The sequence below is a fragment of the Fibrobacter sp. UWR2 genome, assembly GCF_002210285.1.
Taxonomy (GTDB): domain Bacteria; phylum Fibrobacterota; class Fibrobacteria; order Fibrobacterales; family Fibrobacteraceae; genus Fibrobacter.
This window is the reverse complement of record NZ_MWQE01000001.1, coordinates 402,602-425,469: the sequence shown is the minus strand read 5'-3', so window position 1 is coordinate 425,469 and position 22,868 is coordinate 402,602. Positions and strand designations below refer to the sequence as shown.

Sequence of the window (22,868 nt, the reverse complement as noted above, 5' to 3'; positions counted from 1 at the left end):
GATGGCTCTGAGTCTAAAGAACAGGACAATGCGCTCGCTCGGCATCGTAGCCATTTCTGCAGGCTGCGCATTCGCGGCGAACGAGACGCTGTTCAGCAACTGGGCGTTTTCAGTCGCGCCAGGGAATTCGAAAGGAACCCTGCTGGTATTTTCCCGCGGGGAACTAAATAGCGGAGTGACCCTCCTGAACCTGACGGTCACATCATCGGGCCAGGTGCACGTCGACAAGACTGTGCAGGAATCGCTCTCGGATTCGATGACCGCCGTTCACGACGGCTTCTATAACGATGTATATGCGGAACACCGCCGCATTCCTGTAACGAAAGCCGGCAAGCTCGGGACGGTATTCCCAATGTTCGGGATCGACAACAGCGGCAACTTCATGAATCCCGAAGGTTTCATTGCGGCCCAAAATGCGAACGGTACACTGAGTACCCCGCTCGAAACCCCGCTGGAACTGCCGTCGGCAGCGAATGACCTAGATTCGGCGATGACATATGCCGTAAGCGGGTTCGCCTACGACTCCACGAAGTCTACGCTCTGGATTGCACGGGGCATGCTGGGCCTTACGGGATACGACATCTCGAGGGGGGCGCTCGACCCGAAGGAATTCCACCTCATATTCAATCGCAACGAAAAGCGCCTTGATACGCTCAAACTGAATGCGTCCAAGAACCTGAAGAAGTTCACCGAGATTTTCGACGTAGCCTTCGACAACGAATCCCAGACTCTCTGGCTTGCAACAGCGAAGGGTCTCTGGAAACTCGACAACAGCGGAAAACTCGCAAGCGCATCGAAAGCGCTCGACACCATGCGCGTAACGGGTGTCTGGCTAGGAGGCTCTCCCCCGCAGATTATCGCCGAGACTTCGACACAGAAGAAAGAATCCATCTCGGGCAGCCTGTGGCGCAAATACGCCGACTCGTCAAAGGACTTTGCTAAAGTTCCGTTTATCGGGATCGACGGCAAAGCGCTCAAGAAAGACGTGTACGACAACGCCGACTACACCGTGAGCGACGTGGCCTTCGTCGGGAAGGAAACGTTTATCGCCGTCCGTGCAGTAGGCAGTTCAGAAAGCGGATTCCTGAAACTCGATTCCCTGGGCGTGCGCGCCTACGAGAACGACGATGAAGAAAGCGCATGGCTATACGGTTTCAACATGGGCGTGACCGACCGCGATGTCGTCATATGGTCCATGACCTCGTTCCCGCTCACAAAAGATATCGAAGGTCTCGCCATCGCGACCTACGGCAACGGGATTTCCGTCTCGGCGGATACCGGCAAGACCTGGACTTCCATACAGAACCGCGCAAAGCTTAGCGGAGACCTCGGAACCATCCGTATGGTTCCTTCCGTTATTACCGCCGGCAGCGAATCGCTTGTTTCGTACAAGGTCAGCAAGGATTCGAAGATTACCATCGAAGTGTTCAGCTACGACATGAAGAAGGTAAGGAAAATCGTAAAGTCGGCACCCCGTTTTGCAGACGCTTCGCGCAGCACGAACGCGAAGGAAGATGTGTGGGACGGCCTTGACGACCGCGGCAACCCCTGTACCATGGGCGTGTACTACGTACGCGTAAAGGACAACCATGGCCATGTCGGCTGGGGCAAGGTCATGACGCTGGGAGGGGGTCGATAATGAAACGAGAGATTCTCCTAGCCCTTACCCTACTCCTAGCCGGCAACGCATTTGCGGGCGTCGTCGACAAGAAGGCGGCCCTCGGCGGATTCGACGGCTTTGTAGAACGCATGGGCGCCGGCACGCGCGAACTCGGGCGCGGCAACACCGGCACAGCAGATACTTCGGCAATGCCGGGCGCCTATTGGAACCCCGCCATTCTCGGGTTCCGCCAGAACTTCAACTACACATTGAATCTAGAACGCCGGAGCCTCGACCGTCTGGGCGGATCACTCGGCCTCGAAACCTCCGTCGGGAACCGCATGGGCATCGGGTTTGCCATGCTCTACCGTGGCGATACCGACTTCAAGGTAATCGACGAGGACGACCAGACTCTCGGCACGGCGACTCCATTCTTCTCGATGATGTATCTCGGATTCTCGTACCGCGCAACACGCAAGGACGCATTCGGCATTTCTCTTTCGCTCGGATACGACAACATGGACATATCCGAATACTACGAGAGCAACGAACTGGTCGACGGTTTTACGAGTCCGGTCTCACTCAACTTCGGATGGTTGCGCCAGTGGAACGAGAAATGGTCATCGTCCGTTGTCATCAGGAACATAAGCTTCAGCCGCAACCTCTCTGCCCGATGGACGCGTACCCCGAGTACGGACAACAGCGTTTCCTCCACAGAAGGCGTGCGCCCTAAGGTCCTGCAGGTCGGCCTCGGCTACCGTTCGAAAGTGTTCGACAAGCCCGTTTACGCCTGGATGGAAGCCATCGACTACCAGGTAGCCGACACGCTTCTCGTATTCGACCCGCAGCACCACGTATGGACAGGCCGCGTCGGTTTTGAATGCGAAATCATCCCTGCAGGCACGGTCCGCATAGGCATGGACGGGCTCGATGCGATGCTCGGGCTTGGCTACAAGTTCAACGTACGCATCGGCAAGAAGAAATACCTGTTCGACGTGAACTACGCCCTGACATACGAATCCAGCGCGGGGCTATTCAACCCGCTCAGCATCGGCGTGAGGGGATTCATCCCGTGATCAATTCGCTTTCGGTCGGCCACGTGCGTAGCCTTGACGGCCAGGAGTTCTCGTTTACTCCAGGTATCAACGTAATTCACGGGCCGAACGGTTGCGGCAAGACAACGATTCTCGAATCCGTACACCTGCTTTCGCAGGGGTTCTCGTTCCGTGCAAAGGACCTGAAGGAACTGATTGCGTGGAATGCGGACGAACTGATCTTGCGAGGTTCATTCGACTGCGACAGCATAACACTTTCCCGCGCCTTGCAGGTCGGACGCCGGAAGGTCACCGCCAAGGAAAACGGGAACACGGTTCGTGCCGTCTCTTCATTTTTCGGAAAGTCGCCCGCAGTAATAATGCAGCCCTCCGACATCGAACTGCTGCGCGGTGCGCCTGAGATACGCAGGCACTGGCTCGACGAAATTCTTTGTTTCCGCTCGGTCGCGAATGCAGGTGTACTCCGGAACTACAAGCGCGTGCTCCAGCAGAGAAACCAATGGCTCCGGCAGTTCAAGAAGGACGGCCTTGCCGTAGGTGGCGAAGACCTGTTCCATGTGCTTTCGCAGCAACTCGTGGACCTCGGGGCGAAGCTCTGGCTTGCGCGCATTAACCTTTCCGCAGAAATATCCCCGGTGATAACCGGCTATTACCGCAGGCTTTCCGGCGGCGTAGACGAAATTACCTGCGACTACAGGAGTTCCATCCTCAAGGAACTGGATGCGCTTGACTGTGCCGACTTTTTGGGAACGGACGAAATCGATTCGATGGTCGCGGAAAGCCCTACGGAATACAATGCCGGCGGCGTGACCGAAGAAATGTTGCGCAACGCATTTGCAGAAAAACTAGAGGGACTCGAACTGGTGGAGAAAATGCAGGGCATCACCATGGCCGGCCCGCACAAGGACGACCTCGCGCTGTGCGCCTCGGGCTACGAGATGCGTTCGGTGGGTTCGCAGGGGCAGTGCCGTTCGGCGGCAATCGCCATGCGGTTCGCTGCAGTCGATGTCGCATCGCAACATGTAGGCAAGCCCATCCTTTTGCTCGACGACATCTTTGCAGAACTGGACGTAAACCGCCGCGACGCAGTGGCATCGCTCGTACGTGAAAAAGATTGCCAGGTACTCATCGCTACCCCGCAGGTCGAGGAACTGCCGTTTAAGGCCGACAAGGAAATCCCCCTCGGGGCATAAAAAGAAGGCCGCCTTGCAGCGGTCTTCGTTCCGAAAACATTCGGGAAAATTACTTCTTCAGCAAGTCACGGATTTCAGTGAGGAGCTTTTCTTCGGCGCTCGGCTCAGGAGGAGCCGGAGGAGCTGCCGGGGCTTCTTCCTTCTTACGCATGTTGGACATGAAGCCGAGGAACTTCTTCATCACGATGAAGACAACGAGAGCGACAATCAAGAAGTCGATAATGCCGCCAATGAAGTTGCCGTACGGAATGGTCACGCCTTCAGCGGTCGTGAACGCGAGAGCCTTGAGGCCTTCACCGGCATCCTTGCCACCGCCCATGGCGATGATGGCCGTAACACTCGGCATCACGATGTCGTTCACGAAGGATGTGACGATTTTACCGAAAGCACCACCGATGATAACACCGATAGCCATATCGACGATATTTCCCTTGAACGCGAAGGCCTTGAACTCTTCGAGAAGGGAAGCTGCTTTACCTTTGATACCCATGTGGGCTCCTTTGTTGATTGTTGCTGCTTGAAAAATAGTATTGTGGTAAAGTTTGGCAAGCCATTTTTCTAAATTTGGCGCGCTATGTCATGGTTGATTCTGGCTTTTGCCTCAGCGGTTTTTCTCGGTTTTTACGACCTGGCCAAGAAAAAGTCGGTACAGGACAATGCTGTCCGCCCGGTACTTTGCCTGTGCAGCGCCTTTTACGCCCTCTTTATGCTCCCGGTACTCCTCTCCGGGCACTGTGAACCGCTTTCCCTGCACGACCACCTGCTGCTGATGGTCAAGGCGGTCATTGTAGGCCTGAGTTGGCTATTTACCTACAACGCCATCGCGCACATGCCGCTCAGCATTTCTACGACCATCCGCGCCCTCGCCCCCCTGTTCACCATCATGATTGCGGTCGGGTTCATGGGCGAACGCCCCTTCGCGCTCCAGTGGGTGGGGATAGCCCTCTGCGTGTGCTCGTACATCGGGCTGAGTCTCGCGGGCAGGAAGGAGATGGGGCACTTTTTCAGCAACGGCTGGGTAGTGTCCATGCTCATCGGGACAATACTCGCCAGTTGCAGTGGCATTTACGACAAATTCATCTTGCAGCGCATGAACTTCGAGCCCATGACGGTTCAGGTGTGGTTCAGCATCTACATGCTTGCGGTGCAGTTCATCACGACGGCATTCACGTGGTTCCCGACTCGCAAGAAGACGACCCCGTTCCAGTTCCGCTGGAGTTTCTTGGCGGTGGCAGCACTCCTCATTATCGCAGACCGTTGCTATTTCCTTGCGGTGAGCCACGAAGACGCCCTGATCTCCATCATCACGGTGCTCCGGCGTTCAAGCGTATTCATCAGCTTTCTGGCCGGGATCATCATTTTCCGCGAACGCAAGAGCAAGCTCAAGTTCGTCGCCCTGCTGGGAGTTGTAGCAGGCCTCTGCCTCATTTCGCTCGGCAAGGGGTAGTTCCCGGGGCATGCCCGGAAAATTTGCTATAATGAAAACCATGAGAAAAATCGGTATCACAGGTACAATCGGTGCCGGCAAGTCGTTTGTCTCGTCGCTCCTGCGGGAGCGGGGCTACGCCGTTCTCGATACCGACAGCAAGGTGCACGAACTGTACCGCGGCTGCAAGGAACTGCGCGCAGAACTTGCAGAGGCGTTCGGGCCGGAATGCCTTGCCGAAGATGGTGTAAACCGTGCATTCTTTGTAGAGCGGGCTTTCTCGGACAAGAGCGTCCGCAACAAGCTGGAAAACACAGTCTACCCGTACCTGACGCAGGCGGTGCAAGCGTTTTTCAACGAGCCTTCGGGGAACATCGCGGGTAACGAAAAGCCTGCAAGCCAGCCGCGCTTTCTGGAAGCGGCCCTCCTTTCGCGTGTTCCCGAAATAGTCGGGATGCTTGACGAAATCTGGATCGTAGACGCCCCCGAAGGGACGCGCCTCGAGCGCCTTGTCGCCCGCGGGATGGCCCCCGAAGACGCAAAACGCCGGACCTTGGACCAGGCCGGCATCTGCGATGCAGCGCGATTCCCGGGAAAAACGCTGCACATGATTGAAAACAGTGAAGGAACCCAGAGCCTCAATCGGCAGCTGGATTCCCTTTTGGGTGGATAACTTAGCGGATTACCTTACCGCGAAGGTCGAAGTAGGACTTCGTCCCATCTTTCAGAGTCCTTTCCAGACGCACGGCATTGTCCTTGAACACGAGCCTGTCACCGGCAACGAAGGTCTTTACACCGGGCTTTTTACCAGGAATTGCATCGACCGTGAAGGTTTCCGGCTTTTCGCCGCCCACCTCGTACTTTTTACCCGTCGCATAGATTGCCTGCAAGGATCCGGCGAGATAGGCAAACGGTGCGTTCCAGTTGATAGCGACTTCGTTCGTCGCATAGCTGCAGGAATTATCGTAGAAGGACTTGGCGGGAGCATCTGCATCAATAAACTTCTTGGCGCAGTCATCTGCAGTGGAATTCGGGCCACCCACAAGCATACCCGGAACTGGCGCCACGACGGTATCGCCCTCGCTCGGGCGGTGGTGCGGGTTCATGACCTGGTTTACGCCCCATCCGGTCAGGTACGAGAGGTCCAGCGGGTTCCTGCCCAGCAGGTAATCCAGGATTCCCTGGGCCGCATCAAGGTACTTCTTGTCGTCGCTCAGGATATAGGCATGGATAAGGACCATACCCTTGTTCGCCACGACGCTATTGGAACCCCAGTAGAAATCCTCGTTGCCGATAGCAAGCCCGAATCCATTGTTGAGTTCCTTGATATAGCTGTCAGCCAGTGTGAAAATAAGAATCTTGGCGGAATCGACATCTTCCTGGTCAAAAACCTGCGGGTTCGTGGCCATGGTAAATGCCGCCAGGGCATACACGGTCTGCCAACCCTGCAACTTGCGGCGATTGTTGATCAGCTTGAACTTGTGCAGGTCCTCGAGAACCTCGGGCAGGCCAGAAATGCGGTAAAGTTCCGCGGCGCCCCACATCCTTTCGTCGACAGCGCTGCCGTCCGTATAGCTTCCGGTACCGACATCCTTCGGCTGGGTAAAGTAATCATACGGATGCAAGGTCGCCCACCAGCGGGCCGCACCGGCAGCCTTCGCGCACTTTTCCGCAAATTCGGCATCGAAACGCTTGTAGATATCGGCAGCGAGAGCCGTCACGCCCACAAAATCCCAGGTAGCGGTAATACTCTTACCAATGGCAAAGCGCTTGGAGGTCGCCTTTTCGGGCAAGACCATGCCGGCAAACTGCTTGGTCGTAAGCTTGTGGAACACGCCACCGTCATCGTCCTGCATGGTAAGCATCCATTCAATATTCCAGCGAATTTCGTCCAAAATATCAGGCACATCGTTCTTGCTTTCAGGAATATTCAGGTTGAGCGTATCGAAATACGCCTTGTTGTGCTGATAAAGCTGCAAGAGCGTATAGGTGGTAATGCCCGAGTTCACGACGTACTTGCCGTAGTCGCCGGCATCGTACCAGCCCTTGGAACCATTGAAGGTCGCAGTAAGGTCTTCCTTGCCGGTAGATTCATGGTACAGCACTGCCGTATCCGGGTGGCCCATGGCACGGGCATACTTTCCGGCATATTCCTCGGTGAGTTCCATTGACGAACGCTGGAAGTAGAAGAACTTCAGGGAAGCCTTCGTCACGCCTTCAAGCGCATTATCCGAAATGTTGATGGGGTGGCCTATGGAATCGTCACCGACAAACGCACGGTATGTCCCCGGCGTGGTAAGTTCCGAGAAATCGACGAGGGAGGCTTCCTGGTTTGCAGGGGCCCACATGGAAGCCTCGGGAGCCGTAACCGTCAACACGGAATTGCCTTCGGCATCCCTGAACACGACGTCCTTTCCGGCAGCGTCCACAACGGCTATCTGCTTAGGAGCCTTGGAGATGAACCCTACCTGATTCTGGTAGGATGTTGCGGCAAGCGTCGCCGTTACGGCGAGTGCCGAAAGAATCGTTACTTTTTTCGAAGTCATAGGAACCTTCCCTTTCACACCTTGTTTCCACATTCAAAATTAAACTCGGATGACTCGGACAAGTATAGTCCGCGGATACAAAAGTGTTTTCACCTGAAAACACGGGCGTTTTTTGTTTACCCCCGTATCCGAAAAGCCCCAAAAAGTTACAAAGGTTTACAAATCGGGTCTCAAAAATCCCGTAATATGGCGCAAACGGCAAAAAAAAATAGAACCGGCCCCGCTATTGCGGAGCCGGCCCCATACATCAAATTCGTTCTTTTACTTTACCTGCACACGGAACGCCTTCGAATGCCCAAGGTCACGCACCATGTAGATTCCGCGGGCAAAACCGTCGCGGGCCAAAGCCTTGGCAACAGTTTCTCCCTGCAATTCCACACGGCCCATGTACTGGCCCGAAAGCCCGTAGACATCGAACGTGGTCTGGGCATGAACATCGAGGTGCACATCCTTCGCAATGGAAATCGTGCCGTTCGGGTCGGTAAACTGGAGCCAGTCTACGTTCAGGTAGTCGCCCGTAATCAGGAGCTTGAGCACATGTTCGCCCTTCTTGAGTTCCACGGAGCCCACATCGACAACCTTGTAGGTGGTGAAAACAGAGTCTACTTTTTCGAATGTAACCGCATCCGTAACCGCCTTGTCGTCAACAAACAGCTGCATACCGGCAGTCTCGAACGCAGTCGCGATGTTCGCAGTGACATCGTACTTGGCATCGGCAGTGACATTTATAGTATATTCCACCCATTCGTCCGCCTGCGTGTAGCCGATGGCGTAGCCCGTGCAGGCAGCGTCACCGCACTTGGAATCGCTGATATCCACCACGTCGACCTCGTCTTCGCGGTAGGCCTTGCCCTGGTTTTCGCGGTCGTTGTCGTAGAAGGCCTTGTTGTGGCCGCCTTCGTCGTAGTTTTCAGCCTCGATCTTGCCCGGAACCGCAGCGGCAGTGCCCTTGTAAGGCGTCTGCGGAACGGCAGTCTTTTCGCTTTCCATATACCAGTAGTCGAAATCGAAACCGCCCTGTTTGACGACAAAGAACAGGTCGTCGACGCCGGCAGCATCGGTCACGTCGAAGGTATGTTCTTCCCAAGCAGAACTTGCAGGGATATTCATGGATGCAAGGAGAGCGCCGTTTTCGGAACCGGCATGGAGTTCAAGCTTACCGCCGTTACCCCTGGTGCAAACGATAATGCGGTCGGCACCGTCGCCCATGTCTACGGAGCGCACCTTCGTGTAGAACCCGCTGTTCATCTTGGTGAGGAACACATTGCCGTATTCGGCACCGACATGCTCGATGATGGTGTAACCGCCCGACGTATTGACAGTCATGCCGCCAACCCAAGCCTTGGTTTCGGCTTCCACGCGCACGAACGGGTCAAGATTCTTGATGGGCTTCACGACGCCATTGTTGGTGGCGCGAATAGTGGGAATGGTACCGTCGGCATTCCAAGTGAATTCTTCGATGGCGGTAGAACGGCTGTAGCCGCCGCCCTTCACGTTCTTCTGGTTGTGGTAGAAGAAGAAGCTGCGGCCCTTAAAGTCGACAATGCCGGAGTGGACGGTGAACGCGGCACCCGGTTCGCTACTTGGCATAATGACGCCCTTGTAAGTCCAGGGGCCCGTCGGAGAATCGCTCCAAGAATAGTCAATGGATTCTGGAATGCCACCGGCAGCGTAAATCATGTAATACTTCTTGCCGCGCTTGTGAATCCACGGGCCTTCGGTATACTTGCCGTTAAAGCCGCTCATGTCGGAGACCTTGATTTCGCTTGCGCATTCAATCATGTTCTCCTTGAGGGGGCAGTAATAGAGCTTGGGGTTACCCCAGTAGAGCCATGCCTGGCCATCGTCGTCAATAAATACGGTGGGGTCGATGTAGTCCCAGTTGGGGCCCGCCAAGTGCTTGCCGTTCAGGGCATCCTTGAAGGGGCCTTCCTTCTTGTCGGACACGGCCACGTTGACGGCGCGGCCGCCGCGGGTAGATTCCACGGTCACGTAATAATAGTACTTGTCATTGCGGCGAATACATTGAGATGCCCAGTCGCCGTTTTTCTTGGCAGAACCGTTAAAATCACCCGCTTCCAAAATGAGGGTGTTCATGTCGGTCCAGTTCACCATATCCGTGGTGCAAGAGACGCGCCAGCCGTGCATCGTGAAGAAGCTACCGCCCTCGTCGTTGCCGGAATAGGTGCAAAGCGTATCGCCAAACACCACAGGCGCCGGGTCCGGAGAATAATATGTCTGAATAAGCGGGTTTTCGGCAAAAGCCGTAGACGCAAGTCCGAAACCCAAAGCAACCGTAGCAGTCTTTATCGCTTTTTCAAATCTCATTGTTACATCCCTTTCGCCCGAAAGGCGGGTATATATTTCACACCATTCTAAAGATATTTTCAACAGGCCGGAAAATTACATGAAAAAGGCCAGTTCCTATGGATAACTTGTCAATGCGCCAAAAGCAAAAATTCCCCGAAAAACGGGGAATTTCGCCAAAAAATCATGAACCAGCAGGCAGTGGTGCGCAAGCCAGCCTAGAAAGCCCTGACGCGCAGCGTTTTCTGGAGTTTTCCGCTCTTTACGACCGCAATGTAGTTGCCCTGCGGGAGTTTTTCGCTTTCGCCAAATTCGACAAACGCATTGCCCGTACCGCGCTGGCTAGCGATAAGGTTTCCGTTCATGCCGTAGAGATGCACCTCAAAATCATCCGAGGCATGCACCATGAGGCCGACGGAGCCCCGCGCCAACGATACCGGGCGCACCGAGAGCATGTTCGCCATCTGGACACTCGGGCGAATCGGTGACGGGTCGCTTTCAATGCTAAACCAGTCAAAGTTCATCAGGAAGTCGCTTGCGCCGGAATACTCGAAGTGGAGTTTCTGCTCGCCTGCGCCAAGGGCGATGGTGGCCGAAGTCTCGTACCAGTCGTTCCATCCGTTCGTCTTCTCGGGGTCTACCGTAAGGGTCGCGAGCGCCTTGCCGGTAGAATCCGTTATCGTGATGGTCGAGGATTCTTCAGCCTCGCTCGCCACGCGGGCCGTAACCGTGTAGGTGCCTGCAGTCGGGACCTTCACCAGGTATTCACTAAAATCGCCAGCGTTAATCCAACCCAGATTCGGCTCGCCATCAGCATCGGGTTCGATCTGCACGCCGTCCATGGCGATGTAGCTTTCGGCCTGAATCTTGCCCGGGATGGTCACCGGCTCAAACGGCTGGTTCGTGAGTTTCAAATTGCCATCGAATTCATAAATCTTGCCGGGGACCGTCGTAGTCGTGAAGGTATTCGTACCGCTGACCAAGTTCAGCGTCTGGCCCACATCGGACTTGATGGCAATATACGTGAGCTTGCCGCCCTTCCAGGCCATGGAATCGATTTCGAAACCACCGCGGGCACGGATACCCTTGATGCTACCGTCCTTCCACTGCGATGGGAGCGCCGGCAGGAGCTGGATGCGGCCGTTATGGCTCTGCATGAGCATCTCGTTCACGCCCGAGACCGCACCAAAGTTGCCATCAATCTGGAACGGCGGGTGCGCATCGAACAGGTTGTTGTACGTCTTGTTCGGGGTAAGGAGCATGCGGATCATCGTGTAGGCGTGATCGCCGTCGTGCATGCGGGCCCAGAAGTTGATTTTCCACGCGAGAGACCAGCCGGTCGCATCGTCGCCGCGCTGTTTCAGCGTAACGCCTGCACCCTTGATCAGGTCAGGAGTCTCTTCCGGCGTAATCTGTGCGCTCGGGAAAAGGCCGTACAGGTGCGAAATATGGCGGTTCTTGTTGTTCGGGTCATCCCAGTCCTGGAGCCATTCGGTAATTTGTCCGTACTTACCGGTCTTTGTCGGCGGCAAGCGTTTGACAGTCGCTTCCATCTTGGCGCGCACATCCTCGTCAACGCCGAGAATCTTGGAAGCCTCGATGGTGTAGTTCAGTACGTCGCGGATAATCTGGTTATCCATCGTGGGGCCAAAGCAGACGTTGTAACCGCTATGGTCGTTTTCCGGAGAATCGCTCGGGGCAGTCACCAGATACTTGTGGCCGGTTTCAGGTTCTTCCACAAGGCTGTTCACGAAGAAGAGCGCCGCGCCCTTCATGGTGGAGTAAACATCTTGCAGGTAAGCCTTGTCCGTCGGGTTGAAAAGGAAATGTTCCCAGAGGTGCGTGCTGAGCCAGCCAGCGCCAGAGGGCCACAAGCCCCATGCGCCATCAATCGGGGCAGTACGGTTCCAGAGGTCGGTATTGTGGTGTTCCACCCAACCTTCGTCTACGCCCCAATGCACCTTCGCAGTCTTTTCGCCCTGCGGGACCATGCTCTTGATCTTATCGATGAGCGGCCAAACACATTCGCCAAGGTTAGCCGTCTCTACCGGCCAGTAGTTCATTTCGAGGTTGATGTTGGTAGTATACTTACTCCCCCACATCGGGTTCGTATCCTTGTTCCAGATGCCCTGCAGGTTAGCGGGCTGGCCGCCCTTGCGCGAACTCGCAATCAGCAGGTAGCGGCCAAACTGGTAATGCAGTTCTACGAGCGAGGGATCGTTCGTGGAATTGAAGTTCTTCACTCGGGTGCTGGTGACATCGCCCGCGCTCGCGTCGGCGGTGCCCAGGTCAATTTTCACGCGGTTGAAAATGGTCTGGTAATCCTTCAGGTGCGCTGCAAGCAGGTCATCGTAGGACTTGCCCTTCACCTTGCTCATGATGTCGGCAGCAATAGCGCCCGGGTCGCCGCTCACGTCATTATACGATTTGAAGTTTGTCGCAATCGTGAGCACGAGCATTGCGGAATTCGCGCCCTGCACATTGATGTTCCCGTTCGCAACAGAAACCGTACCGCCGTCAGCAACCACGTTCAGGCGGTTCTGGAACTTGATGGAATTGACCGTCACGTCGTAAATGAGAGTGTTCCCGCTATTCGACATCTTGTTTGAACGATGCGGGGTGGTCATAGTGGCGCCGAAACTCACCGATCCCGACTTGTCTGCAGACAGACGAATGACAATCACGTGGTCCGGATAACTCGCGAAGTATTCACGCGTGTACTTGACTCCCCCGCTCGTATAAGTCGTCTTCGCGATGGCTGTCTTGAGGTCGAGTTCGCGGCGGTAATTCGTGGCCCCCGAATGCGACGTGGTAATCACGAGGTCGCCTACCGGCTGGAAACTCGCAGGGCCGGGGCCAATCATGTAGTTGGAGACGATGGATTCCGCCGTGCGGTAGTCCCCGCGGAACATGGCGTCGCGGGCATCCTTCAGGTGGTTTGCCGCACCCTGCTTGTTGTTGTCGCCCGGGCCGCCCGACCAGACCGTGCTCTCGTTCAGGCCGATGATATCCTTCGTGACGCCACCATAGACGATACCGCCCATGTAGCCGTTACCTATCGGCAGCGCATTCGTAAATTCCGTACCCGCGTCGCTATTGTACCAAAGCGTAAGCGGATTGTCTGCAGAGGCAAAGGCGAGAGTAACCGCACAAGCGAGAGCGCCAAACATTACACCAAAGGATTTCATACGTTCTCCTATTTTTCTAACATCCTCCTTAAAAATATCCCCAAAAAAGGCCAAAATTCCCCTCAAAAAGGCAATTCCCATTGACTTTTTATCAATAGCAAACAAGAAAAACCCGCACATCCGATGATGGCGGGAATGGGGAAAAACGATAAATCGGCCTATCTTACGGTGTTTACCTTGACACTCCTGCGACTTGCAATGTCACGAACCATGTAAACGCCGGGGTTTACGCCCTTGGCTGCGAGAGCCGCCTTGATGCCGCCCTGCGCCTGCACGCCTTCGATGTGACAGACAAACTGACCATCCATGCCGAAAACGTCGTAACCGCGTTCGTCCGCATTTAGGTGCAGTGGTTGCATGTCCACCAAACGCGTTGTGGCCGTGTCTGCCGGGTCGGCAAAATTAAGCCAGTCGATATTCACATAGTTGCCCACAATTTCAAGTTTCAGGACATGCTTGCCAGCAGAAAGGTTCACTTTGCCCGCTTCGAACGTGGTGTAGGTTTCCCAGTCGGCCCCCTGAGGGAACACGATATCGTCCTTGACAACCTTGTCGTCCACATACAGCTTGATGCCAGTATTTTCAGAAGATGTCGCATAGCTTACGGAGAGGTTGTAGTCACCCGCCGCCGCCACATCCACGGTGTACTCGAGCCATTCGCCTTCCTGTGTATACCCGATGGCATACCCCTCGCCCGCCTTTACGATATCTACCGCATCTTCGCGGTACTCACCGCCCTTATTATCGTCGTCCTTATCCAGGTAAGCCTTGCCCGAACCACCGACATCGTAGTTTTCTACCTCAATCTTGCCCGGGATGGCGGCAGCGACATCCTTGTAGGGCGCCTGCGGGATAATCGGCGTAATGTTGATATGATAGCCATACTTGGTGTTCGTAATGTTCACCGGCACCGTAATCTTGCCACCGTTCACATCGTATTCCTTGCTGGATACAGGCGTCGTCGAGGGCACGGCCTTGTCCTTGTTTTCCCAGACAACGTATTCCACGTCGACATTCACCTTGTTGCCAAACGCCTCAGGGATGCCAGAAATGTTCACGCTGATTTCGCCCTTGGTGTTTCCGCCGAGCACGATGCTTGCAAAGCCCTTCTTCTTGTCGAGGGCGGCAAAGCCGTCTACGCCGTCGCTCTTGTCGTTGGGGGGCGTGACCTTCGCCATGTAGCCGCTCATGTCGCCATACCACTTGTACAGCCACCAGCCGCCACCGCGCTCGTTATTGGAGGTAAGGAGACTGCCGAGACGCCCCGGAAGCGGTACGAACCACCAAGAAATCATCGCGCTTTCGACACCGTGGCGTTCGAATTTGGCAATAAACGGGACGGACACTCCGGGGCAACCCTCTTCGGAGTGTTCCGTCGAAGAATATTCGTTAATGCTCAGCGGGCGCGGAGACACATTGTACTTTTTTTCGAGATTGCGGTAGGTCTCGACAGAGCCCACGAAACCGCCCGATCCCCACTGGTGCCAACTCACCACATCGGGCATGCAGTTGTTTTGCGAACAGTACTTAACGAATTCTTCCATTTTCGAAGCGTGATAGAACGAATAAGAAGGTCCGATGATTTTTGCACCGGGGTCCATCTGGCGAATCAGATCATAAGTCTGTTTCCAGAGACCCGAATTAAAGTCGATATTCGATTTCCAAGTGTCGTTCGGTTCGTTCCAGATTTCGTAGCCGTCAAAGTTCTTGTTGTTCGAGGCAAGCTTATCTTGGATAACGGACTTCACCTCGTTTTTCCAGTGGTCCATGTTCTGGAACTTGTACGGCCAGCCGGGCAATACGTCGGCAAGGCGAATCTGGATTTTGGCCCCGAGGCTTTCTACACGCGGAGCAACGAGGAAGGCTCCGCCTATACCCTGCTGGCGACCGCTGCCGCTGCGCGCCGGCGAAAGGAAAACATTAGGCTTGAGCGGAGCAACATCCTTCTCGATATTGCTCGGGAGCGTTTCCGTAAGGCCATAGAGTGAACCCGTGGCCACGTGGGTCACCGGCTTAATGCTATCGCCCAGACTCACATTGAGGTTTACCGCCGCAAAAAGGCACGACGGCAGCAAAACAAGCGGAAAAATCGTACGAAAATCCATCATAACCATCCCTTGTGCCAAAAAAGCACATTTTACATATATAAGGTACCTAAAAGAGCATGGTTTTAAAAGGAGGTCTCCAAATATACTTTTGAAGAAAATACAATGGGTTTTTCGCAAAAAACTAGCGCACAGTGTTTATCCTGATACTCCTATGACTTTCAAGTCCGCGAACCACGTATATGCCGGGATTCACCCCCTTGAGCTTGAGAGCCGCCTTGATGCCGCCCTGCGCACGCACGTCCTCGATGCGACAGATGTAGGAGCCATCTACGCCAAATACATCGTAAGCGCGCTCGCCCAGGCCAAGGCGCATATCCGTCTGGCGAATGGGAGAAAGTTCCTCGGTAGTAAGCGCGAACTTTATCCAGTCCAGATTCACGTAGCTACCGGTGAACAGGATTCTGAGCACATGCTCGCCCTTCGCAAGTTCGGCGGTCTCGCCGTCGATTGTGGCATAAGTATTCCAGTCTTCGCCCTGCGGCACAGGTATCGTATCCGAAACCGCCTTGCCGTCGAGGAACAACTGGAAACTGCCGCCTTCAAGCCCGGTCGCCGCGTTCGCGCGGAACAAGTACTTGCTCGCCGTCACCACGTTCACGCTGTATTCCAGCCATTCGCCCGCAGCCGTGTAACCGATGGCAAAGCCCTTGCAATCCTGGGTATTGAGCGTATCGCTGCAGCCGAAGCCCACCACATCGACGCCGTCTTCGCGGTAGGTATTGCCCTCGTTCACGAAGTCCTTGTCGCTGTACGAAACGCTCTGGCCGCCCACATCGTAGTCTTCGGCCTGGAGGATGCCCGGAATAGTCATCACGACCTTGAATGCGGCCTGCGTGACGGTATTACTGAAGTCTGCCAGCGGAATTTCCTTGATGTCGCGGATGTAGCGGAATTCCTTCTCGATACCGGCATTGTTCACGACATTTTCGCTGTAGTAGTTGCCGTCCTGCTGAATCGTATTCTGACCGGCCTGATTCTGGCCCACGCCCGAAGGGGAATTCTTGAACACATTTTCTTTCACGGTAAAGCCGCTGGAACCTTCGTCTAGGTAAATGGGCACGTTCCAGTAGTCGGCCCACTTGGATGTTCCGTTGTCGTGAATATAGTTGTGCTGGATTTCGCTGCCGGTTCCCTGGTTACTCAAGGTGTAAATCGGGCCGGAGTCGCAAAGCAGGCGGGCAATATGGTGAATCTCGTTCCAGTTCACATGGTTGTTGGTCATGGCCGTCTGGGCCTTTGTCCAGCCAAATCCGATGGAAATGCCGGAGTAGTACGTGTAAGAGACTTCGTTATGCTCGATCACCACATAGCGCGGGTAACCGGCGCCAATACCCACGGCACCCTGATGTTCGTTCGTCACGTTGGTGACCAAATTGTTCTTGACCGTATCGCGGGTGCTGATTTCGTCCTTGTCGCTCGGATTGTAGGCGATGTGGATTTCGGTGGTAGAATCCTGATAGAACTTGCCGAGCATAATGCCCGCTGCACCGATTTCGAAGAAGGCGTTGCCCTGGATCATGTCGTCATTGGTGCCGGAGACAAAGTCGAGGCCCGTAGCCGCAATCTGCGAGAACACATTGCCCTGCACCAAGAAATGATGTGCGTTCTCGACACGGAACGCCGCATCGGGGCGCCATAGCAGATACTTGTTGCTGTTCAGCTTTTCCCAATTTCCGCGGCTAGGATCCGGAAGCACGTCTACGTTGAAGTTTGCCGCCTGCAAATCCAAGAAGCCTTCTTCGCTGGGGCGTGTAAAGTTGGAATGGGCGAAGGTCAGGCCCTCGAAAGACATGTAGCCAACTTTGTTCTTGGTATCTTTACCCAAGACGCTGAACAAGGTATTGAGACGGGGCGCAACCACGTGGGCTGTCGCCATGCTTTCGCCTTCACGGGGCTTGTAATAAAGCGTTTGATTCTTTTCGTCCAGGTACCATTCACCCGGAGCGTCAATCAAATCGTAGGAGTTTTCGAGATAGAAAACCTGCTGCTTGGGCGGATTGCTCGCGAAAGCGGTGCCGAGCATCGGGTAAGCACGGTGGAACAGCTTGGTGCGTTCAGGGTCCTTGGGAATGAGCTTTGCCGTACCGCCGTTCACCTGGGCCTTCTCCAAGCGCAAGATGTTTTCGGACCAGGCAATCATCAGGTGGATTTCGACATCTTCGATGTTCTTGATATTCTTGATGTAGTCGGCGGAGACATCGAAGGCGCGGCCCGAAGAGTCTACCTTCGTGAGGCGCACGAAATCGTGGTCGAAACCGCCATTGCCCTTTTCATTTGCGGCAATCACATTGGGGAAGCAAGCACGAACCGCCTTGCGGTTGTTCACGTAAAGCTGGCGGAAACGACCGTCAACGCCTTCGGCTTTCCAGATGTTTTTCGCTTCATCGTGAATGGCCCAGCCCGTAATGGGCATACCACCGGTAATCAGGGGCTTTTCGCCTTCGTAGGCTTTATAGCGCACATAGTGGCCGTCCTTACCGCCATCGGCTTCCGTGAAGTTGACGGTTGACGGAAGCACGTAGGTGCCCTCGCGTAAAACCACTTCGATGTCGCCCGTCATGGTGCCGTTTATGGCACGCACAGCCTTCTGCGCCTGCGTAATCGTCTTGAAGGGAGCATCCTTCGATCCGTCTGCGGCATCATTGCCCGAAGGGGACACGTAGAAGGTTGCCTGCGTCGCGGCAAGAGACATGCCCGACATCACCAAACAGAAGGATAGTAACGACTTCGTTCCCATAATTTCCTCTTTTTCCCGTTTTTACACCAAGGGGGGATCCCTATCCCGAAAATTACCATTTACGAATAAAAAAAGAACCCCCGGAAAGGGAGTTCTCGTTGACAACTTATCAATGGAGGGACACTTACTTGATGCGGTGGCCCGTCAGGTCGAAGCGCATGCCGTTCCTTTCCACAAACAGCTGGCCGCCCTGCTTGCGGAGGCGCGGGGCCGAAGCCTTGGTAAGGGAGGCGGGCATGATTTCGCGGATTCCCGTAGGCGCCTCGCAGGCCTCGCCTTCGCAGAACTTGAGCCAGTCCACGTTCACGTAGCTACCCGCAATGGCAAGTTTCAGGATGTGTTCGCCCGCAGTAAGGTTCGCGACACCGACATCAACTTCCTTGTACACGTTCCATGTGGTATCGACCTTCTCGAAAGTCACCGTATCGCCAATCGCCTCGCCATCGACAAACAGCTGGATTTTCGAGGTCTCGGACGCGGTCGCCACGTTCGCGCGAATTGCGTACTTGCCGCTCGTAGCGACCTTCACGCTGTATTCGAGCCACTCGCCCGCCTCGGTATACCCGACGGCATAGCCCTTGCAGGCCTCACCGCCACAGGTTGCGCCATCGAGGGTAACGACATCCACCGCATCTTCACGGTAGGTTTCGCCCTTGTTGGCTGCATCCTTGTCATAGAAACTGAAGCGGTTGCCGCCCTTATCATAATTTTCGGCTTCGATTACGCCCGGAATCGCCGCAGGTTCGCCGTTATACGCCTCGCGCACGAGCGGGGTCGTCTCGACCGTGTCGGCCCAGGCCATCTTCATGCGGTCCACGCCCGACTGGTTCACGATTTCAAGCTTGATGTTGGCACCTTCGCCCGTGCGCTTGGTCATGCTGTACCAGTCGCCATCGCGCAGGCCCGGCCAGTAGAAACTGCCCATTTCCCATTCGCGCAACTGGGCAGACATGCCGCGGATGTATGCCATAAAGTAGTTGGTCGGGTTCGCATTGTAGTCCATGTAGTCGTAGTGCACACCGTTCTTTTCGCCGGGGCTCATCGCGCCACCCCATTCCGTACACACGGTGCGGTCGGCATACTTGCCCACCTTGCCCTTGAAGCTGTTCTTCCAGCCCTGTTCGGTGGTGATGCTCATGTTCCAAAAGGTGTATTCGTGCACAGCGAAAAGGCAGCCTTCAAAGCGCGGGTCGTCGGCAATATCGGGCACGTTCCATGCAAGGCCCGAGCCGTCGAGCAGAATATGGTCGCGCGGCACATTCGGGAATTTTTCGAGCCATGTGGCATACAAGTTGCGCAACTCGTCCTTACTATACATGTGCGGTTCGTTGAAAATCTCGAAATAGGCATTCGGGTGGTCGCCGTATTTTTCGACGATTCTCGCCCACATTTTCCACCAGTCGTCCATGTTCTTGGGGCCGGAGGGCTGCGCGGGGCCCCAGTAGCCCATCACGATGCGGCCCTTGGAAAGGCCCATGTCGATAACGCCCGTGTAGGTATCCCAGAACGTAAGAACCGTGGGCTCGTTCACCGGAATGCGCACGCTGTTGGTGCCGAACAGTTCCTGGAACTGCCCGATGACGCGGTCCGCCACCACAGATGCCGACTGGTAATTGTCCGAAAGGCTCATGCCCGAAAGTACGAGCACGCCAGAGACGAAATTGTCACGCTTGTCCGCCCAGTTTACGCCGCGGAACTGGCTCGTGACGGCGAAGGAACTCACTGCCGAAAGTGCGGTTGCAGCAAGAACAGAACAGGCTACACGCCTGAAACCATAACCAAACATCATAAGAACTTCCTTGTTAACACCAATAAGAAAATTACTTGAAAAAAGCGTAAAAAGGAACCCCCGCTAGGGAGTTCCTATGGACAGAATGTCAAAAGCCACCCTTCCTGAAAATCGTTGAAGCATAGCTGAAACCATCCCGCTGGATTTTCAGGATATACATTCCGCTTTTCATGTTACCAATTCCGATGCTGAAACTGGACTGCCCTGCTGGGAGAGCCTCGGATTTCACGAGACGGCCATCCATCGCGTAAATCCTTGCGGTAAAGCCCTGCGAGAGCGCCGTTCCGGAAGCAATCTGCAACTCACCGCCCATCACGCGGGCCTTCAAGTCGGGGCGCGCAGGCATTCTCGCGGGTGTAGCAATCGCCGACGGCACAGAATCCTTTACTTCGGGCTTCGGCTTGTTGCGGAGCAGTCGCACGCCGTAGATGCCGCCCACCATGCCGGAACTTGCCGTAAACGAGATGCGCACGATTTTCTTGCCCTTCACCATGTTGTCCGGAATCGGGTACGTCACGTTCACGAACTCGTTCTTGTTCCAGCGATTCGAAATCGTCTCGGTCACGAGTTTCTCGCCATCGATATCGATATCGAATATGCGGGTGCAGCCCTCGTTGCCCCAGTAGCGCACCATCAGGCTCAGGGAATCCTCGCTGTTCGTCTCGAATTCATAGCTGATAAGGCCACCGTCGCCACCGCTGCACTTGCCCGCATCGCGGTAGAATTCCCCATTCGCCGTGCCCGAGGTGGAATTTTCAATTTTCATCTTGTGGTCCGCTTCGGGCTGCTGCTCACCGGGCGCCACCTTGTCGACCGTCTTCTCGTCGAGCGCAAGAGCCTCTTCCTGCTCCTTCTTCAGGCGTTCAAGAATGGAGGGGTCGGTAAGCACCATCCAGTACATCATGTAGCGGGCATCGTGCACCTCGTAGAATGGCTCCAGCAGCAGGTTTGCATCCTTCTTGGCCGCAAACAGGTAGGGCGCCTTGAAGTGCATCGGCTCGCCCTTCACGGGTTCCACCTTCGAGGGGATATCTTCCTTCTTGCTCGCAAGCATCGGGGCCTGATCCAGGGATTCAAGCGCTCCCGACGCGATATGGCTCCAGCGCCCGTCATCGGCAACGAGGCCGTTCAGGTTCGCCGTCCCCGTCTTCGCGGAAAGCACGATTGGGCCATGCAGCAGGGCCACGTAGTCAGAAACATTCGGGAGTTCTTCCACGTGCGTGTACATCGGGAACAGCACCTCAATCACGTCGCCGGACTTCCAGGACTTACCCACAGACACATAGCTAGACGGGTCGGATTTTTTCACAACGGTATCACCGTTCACGATAACCTTGAACGCATCTTCCTTCACCCAGTACGGATGGCGAATTTTCATGTCGAAACTGCCGCTACCCGTAACGGTGAACTTCGCGCTTTCGCCCTTCGGAAATTCCGTCTCCTGCTTGATTTTCACGCCCTTATCCTTCCAGTTCAAAAGCGAAGCCGCAAACAGGTTCACGTAAAGATTGTCGCCATCCTTCGTGTAGATAAACTGGTTGTACTTCGCGGGGTTTTCCATGCCCGAGCCCACACAGCACCACATGGCGGCATTCACCTTCGAATAGACGCGGTAATGGCGCGGCCTTGCGGGCGTAAAGTACACGTAGCCGCCGTGCGTCGGGTGAATTGTCGAAAGGATATGGTTGAAGAGCGCTCGTTCGTAGAAATCCGCCTGCTTGGCGCTGTGATCCATGTTGAACAGGCGTTCCGTCAGCTTGAGCATGTTGTAGGTGTTGCAAGATTCCGGCCCTTCGCGCTCTTCCACGTACTTCTTGTGGTTATCGAAAGACGGGAAATGTTCCGAAATGCTGTTGCCGCCAATCGCGATACTGCGCTTGTTCACGACGCGGTCCCAGAAGTACTCGGAACCCTTCACGTAAGTCTGGTCGCCGGTAAGTTCCGCAATGCGGGCAAAACCCACCACCTTCGGGACCTGCGTATTCGCGTGCACGTTCGTGAGGTTGTCGTTACTTGCCGCCATCGCGTTCAAAAGCCACTTGTGGCTCCAGCGCTTGGCCTCTTTCAGGTACTTGTCCTGCTTGGTGAGCGCATAGGCGTCGGCATAGACTTCCGCCATGCCGCCGTGTTCCGTACCGAGCATCGATTCCATGGCGTTGTCGTTGAGCCCGCCCGTAATCGTGAGGCCCCAGTCGCAAAGAGCAAGGAACATCGTTTTCGCCTGCTCGTAGCCCGCATAGATATAGGCATCGCGCAAGCCCGCATAAAGCTTGTGGATGTTGTACCACGGCACCCAATAGCCGTTCTGCGCGCCCGCATTGCCGCTCTTGAACTTGAGCCACATCTGCTTGCCATTAGGTACACCGCTGATGTACCCCTTGAAATTGTTGTCGCGGGAATTGTAGTCCTGGATGGTCTTGAGTTCGCTCAGCACGTATTCCAGGCGCTGCTTGATAAGTTCGTCCCCGGTATCCGCAAAGTGCATGGCAAGCGCGCTCAGGTAATGCCCCAGCACATGCCCATCGAGGCCAGCCCAGTTCGAGAACTTAGTCGCCTTCGGCTTCATGCCCGCCTCTTCGTAGAACGGCGCAATTAGTTTGTCCGTATCGTAGGAAAGCAGCGTTTCCGCATTCAGATCCTGGCGATCCTTCAGGGGGCCGCCCAGCAACTGCACGTCGCCCAGCGGGAACATATCCGAGTAAAGCAGGTCCTGCGAAAATCCCTGCGAGAAAATGCCGCAAACCGCAGCGAACGTGACAAAGGCGAGCCTTTTTGCATTAAAGCCAAACATCTTATACCATCCTTTCCCTATACCTTGCACCAATACAAAAAATAAATCCTGCAATATGCAAAAACACCCCCCTTCGGGGATTCTCCTTTGCAGAAATTTCAAAGACGCAAAAAGACGCTCCGGCACGA

Annotated in this window: 13 protein-coding genes; 5 read left to right on the top strand and 8 right to left on the bottom strand. The window is 55.1% G+C overall.

What is annotated here, in order from left to right:
- Window position 1 precedes the first annotated feature (1 nt).
- Genes B7994_RS01650 through B7994_RS01640 form a run of 3 tightly spaced genes read left to right on the top strand, consistent with a single transcriptional unit; the run spans window position 2 to window position 3,848 of the window.
- Entirely contained in the window at window positions 2–1,639 is a 1,638-nt protein-coding gene (locus B7994_RS01650; RefSeq protein WP_088636732.1) for a hypothetical protein, read from the top strand.
- A complete protein-coding gene (locus B7994_RS01645; protein ID WP_088636731.1) occupies window positions 1,639–2,676 on the top strand; it encodes a hypothetical protein in 1,038 nt (345 codons plus the stop codon). The genes B7994_RS01650 and B7994_RS01645 overlap by 1 nt, the downstream gene beginning before the upstream one ends.
- A complete protein-coding gene (locus B7994_RS01640) occupies window positions 2,673–3,848 on the top strand; it encodes a DNA replication/repair protein RecF (protein ID WP_088636730.1) in 1,176 nt (391 codons plus the stop codon). Before B7994_RS01645 ends, B7994_RS01640 begins: the two co-directional genes overlap by 4 nt.
- Before the next feature lie 49 nt (window positions 3,849–3,897).
- Here the strand turns inward: B7994_RS01640 and mscL are convergent, their stop codons facing one another.
- Window positions 3,898–4,338 (bottom strand): large-conductance mechanosensitive channel protein MscL, encoded by a 441-nt coding sequence (gene mscL / locus B7994_RS01635; RefSeq protein ID WP_088636729.1) that lies wholly within the window; start codon window positions 4,336–4,338, stop codon window positions 3,898–3,900.
- Between the two features lie 84 nt (window positions 4,339–4,422).
- On the opposite strand from mscL, the gene B7994_RS01630 reads away from it, so the two are divergent.
- Both B7994_RS01630 and coaE read left to right on the top strand, forming a co-directional pair.
- Window positions 4,423–5,295: a DMT family transporter gene (locus tag B7994_RS01630; protein WP_088636728.1), complete on the top strand. Its 873-nt coding sequence runs from the start codon at window positions 4,423–4,425 to the stop codon at window positions 5,293–5,295.
- Between the two features lie 31 nt (window positions 5,296–5,326).
- The gene (gene coaE / locus B7994_RS01625) at window positions 5,327–5,947 is read left to right on the top strand and encodes a dephospho-CoA kinase (protein ID WP_233142930.1); all 621 of its coding nucleotides are present in this window, start codon (window positions 5,327–5,329) and stop codon (window positions 5,945–5,947) included.
- A 1-nt stretch (window position 5,948) separates the two neighbouring features.
- Here coaE and B7994_RS01620 read toward each other — a convergent pair whose 3' ends face one another.
- The 7 genes from B7994_RS01620 to B7994_RS01590 all read right to left on the bottom strand — a co-directional run bounded on the left by B7994_RS01620 (window position 5,949) and on the right by B7994_RS01590 (window position 22,740).
- Complete coding sequence (locus B7994_RS01620; RefSeq protein ID WP_158213041.1) at window positions 5,949–7,820, bottom strand: glycoside hydrolase family 9 protein; 1,872 nt, start codon at window positions 7,818–7,820, stop codon at window positions 5,949–5,951.
- A 261-nt stretch (window positions 7,821–8,081) separates the two neighbouring features.
- A complete protein-coding gene (locus B7994_RS01615; RefSeq protein ID WP_088636726.1) occupies window positions 8,082–10,148 on the bottom strand; it encodes a family 43 glycosylhydrolase in 2,067 nt (688 codons plus the stop codon).
- A 197-nt stretch (window positions 10,149–10,345) separates the two neighbouring features.
- Entirely contained in the window at window positions 10,346–13,315 is a 2,970-nt protein-coding gene (locus B7994_RS01610) for a glycoside hydrolase N-terminal domain-containing protein (protein ID WP_088636725.1), read from the bottom strand.
- Window positions 13,316–13,473: 158 nt separating this feature from the next.
- Window positions 13,474–15,423, bottom strand: a complete 1,950-nt coding sequence (locus tag B7994_RS01605; protein ID WP_233142928.1) for a cellulase family glycosylhydrolase — start codon at window positions 15,421–15,423, stop codon at window positions 13,474–13,476.
- Window positions 15,424–15,544: 121 nt separating this feature from the next.
- Complete coding sequence (locus B7994_RS01600) at window positions 15,545–18,160, bottom strand: carbohydrate-binding protein (RefSeq protein ID WP_088636724.1); 2,616 nt, start codon at window positions 18,158–18,160, stop codon at window positions 15,545–15,547.
- A 124-nt stretch (window positions 18,161–18,284) separates the two neighbouring features.
- Window positions 18,285–19,949, bottom strand: coding sequence for a carbohydrate-binding protein (locus B7994_RS01595; protein WP_233142927.1), 1,665 nt, complete (start codon window positions 19,947–19,949; stop codon window positions 18,285–18,287).
- An 88-nt stretch (window positions 19,950–20,037) separates the two neighbouring features.
- Window positions 20,038–22,740: a beta-L-arabinofuranosidase domain-containing protein gene (locus B7994_RS01590; protein WP_088636723.1), complete on the bottom strand. Its 2,703-nt coding sequence runs from the start codon at window positions 22,738–22,740 to the stop codon at window positions 20,038–20,040.
- Window positions 22,741–22,868: the final 128 nt, after the last annotated feature.

Bases quoted from the DNA above. Each gene is read 5' to 3' on its own strand.
- B7994_RS01615 (WP_088636726.1), bottom strand. From the start codon at position 10,148: ATGAGATTTGAAAAAGCGATAAAGACTGCTACGGTTGCTTTGGGTTTC.
- B7994_RS01590 (WP_088636723.1), bottom strand. From the start codon at position 22,740: ATGTTTGGCTTTAATGCAAAAAGGCTCGCCTTTGTCACGTTCGCTGCG.
- B7994_RS01650 (WP_088636732.1), top strand. From the start codon at position 2: ATGGCTCTGAGTCTAAAGAACAGGACAATGCGCTCGCTCGGCATCGTA.
- B7994_RS01600 (WP_088636724.1), bottom strand. From the start codon at position 18,160: ATGGGAACGAAGTCGTTACTATCCTTCTGTTTGGTGATGTCGGGCATG.
- B7994_RS01620 (WP_158213041.1), bottom strand. From the start codon at position 7,820: ATGACTTCGAAAAAAGTAACGATTCTTTCGGCACTCGCCGTAACGGCG.
- B7994_RS01610 (WP_088636725.1), bottom strand. From the start codon at position 13,315: ATGAAATCCTTTGGTGTAATGTTTGGCGCTCTCGCTTGTGCGGTTACT.
- B7994_RS01605 (WP_233142928.1), bottom strand. From the start codon at position 15,423: ATGATGGATTTTCGTACGATTTTTCCGCTTGTTTTGCTGCCGTCGTGC.
- B7994_RS01630 (WP_088636728.1), top strand. From the start codon at position 4,423: ATGTCATGGTTGATTCTGGCTTTTGCCTCAGCGGTTTTTCTCGGTTTT.
- mscL (WP_088636729.1), bottom strand. From the start codon at position 4,338: ATGGGTATCAAAGGTAAAGCAGCTTCCCTTCTCGAAGAGTTCAAGGCC.
- B7994_RS01645 (WP_088636731.1), top strand. From the start codon at position 1,639: ATGAAACGAGAGATTCTCCTAGCCCTTACCCTACTCCTAGCCGGCAAC.
- coaE (WP_233142930.1), top strand. From the start codon at position 5,327: ATGAAAACCATGAGAAAAATCGGTATCACAGGTACAATCGGTGCCGGC.
- B7994_RS01595 (WP_233142927.1), bottom strand. From the start codon at position 19,949: ATGATGTTTGGTTATGGTTTCAGGCGTGTAGCCTGTTCTGTTCTTGCT.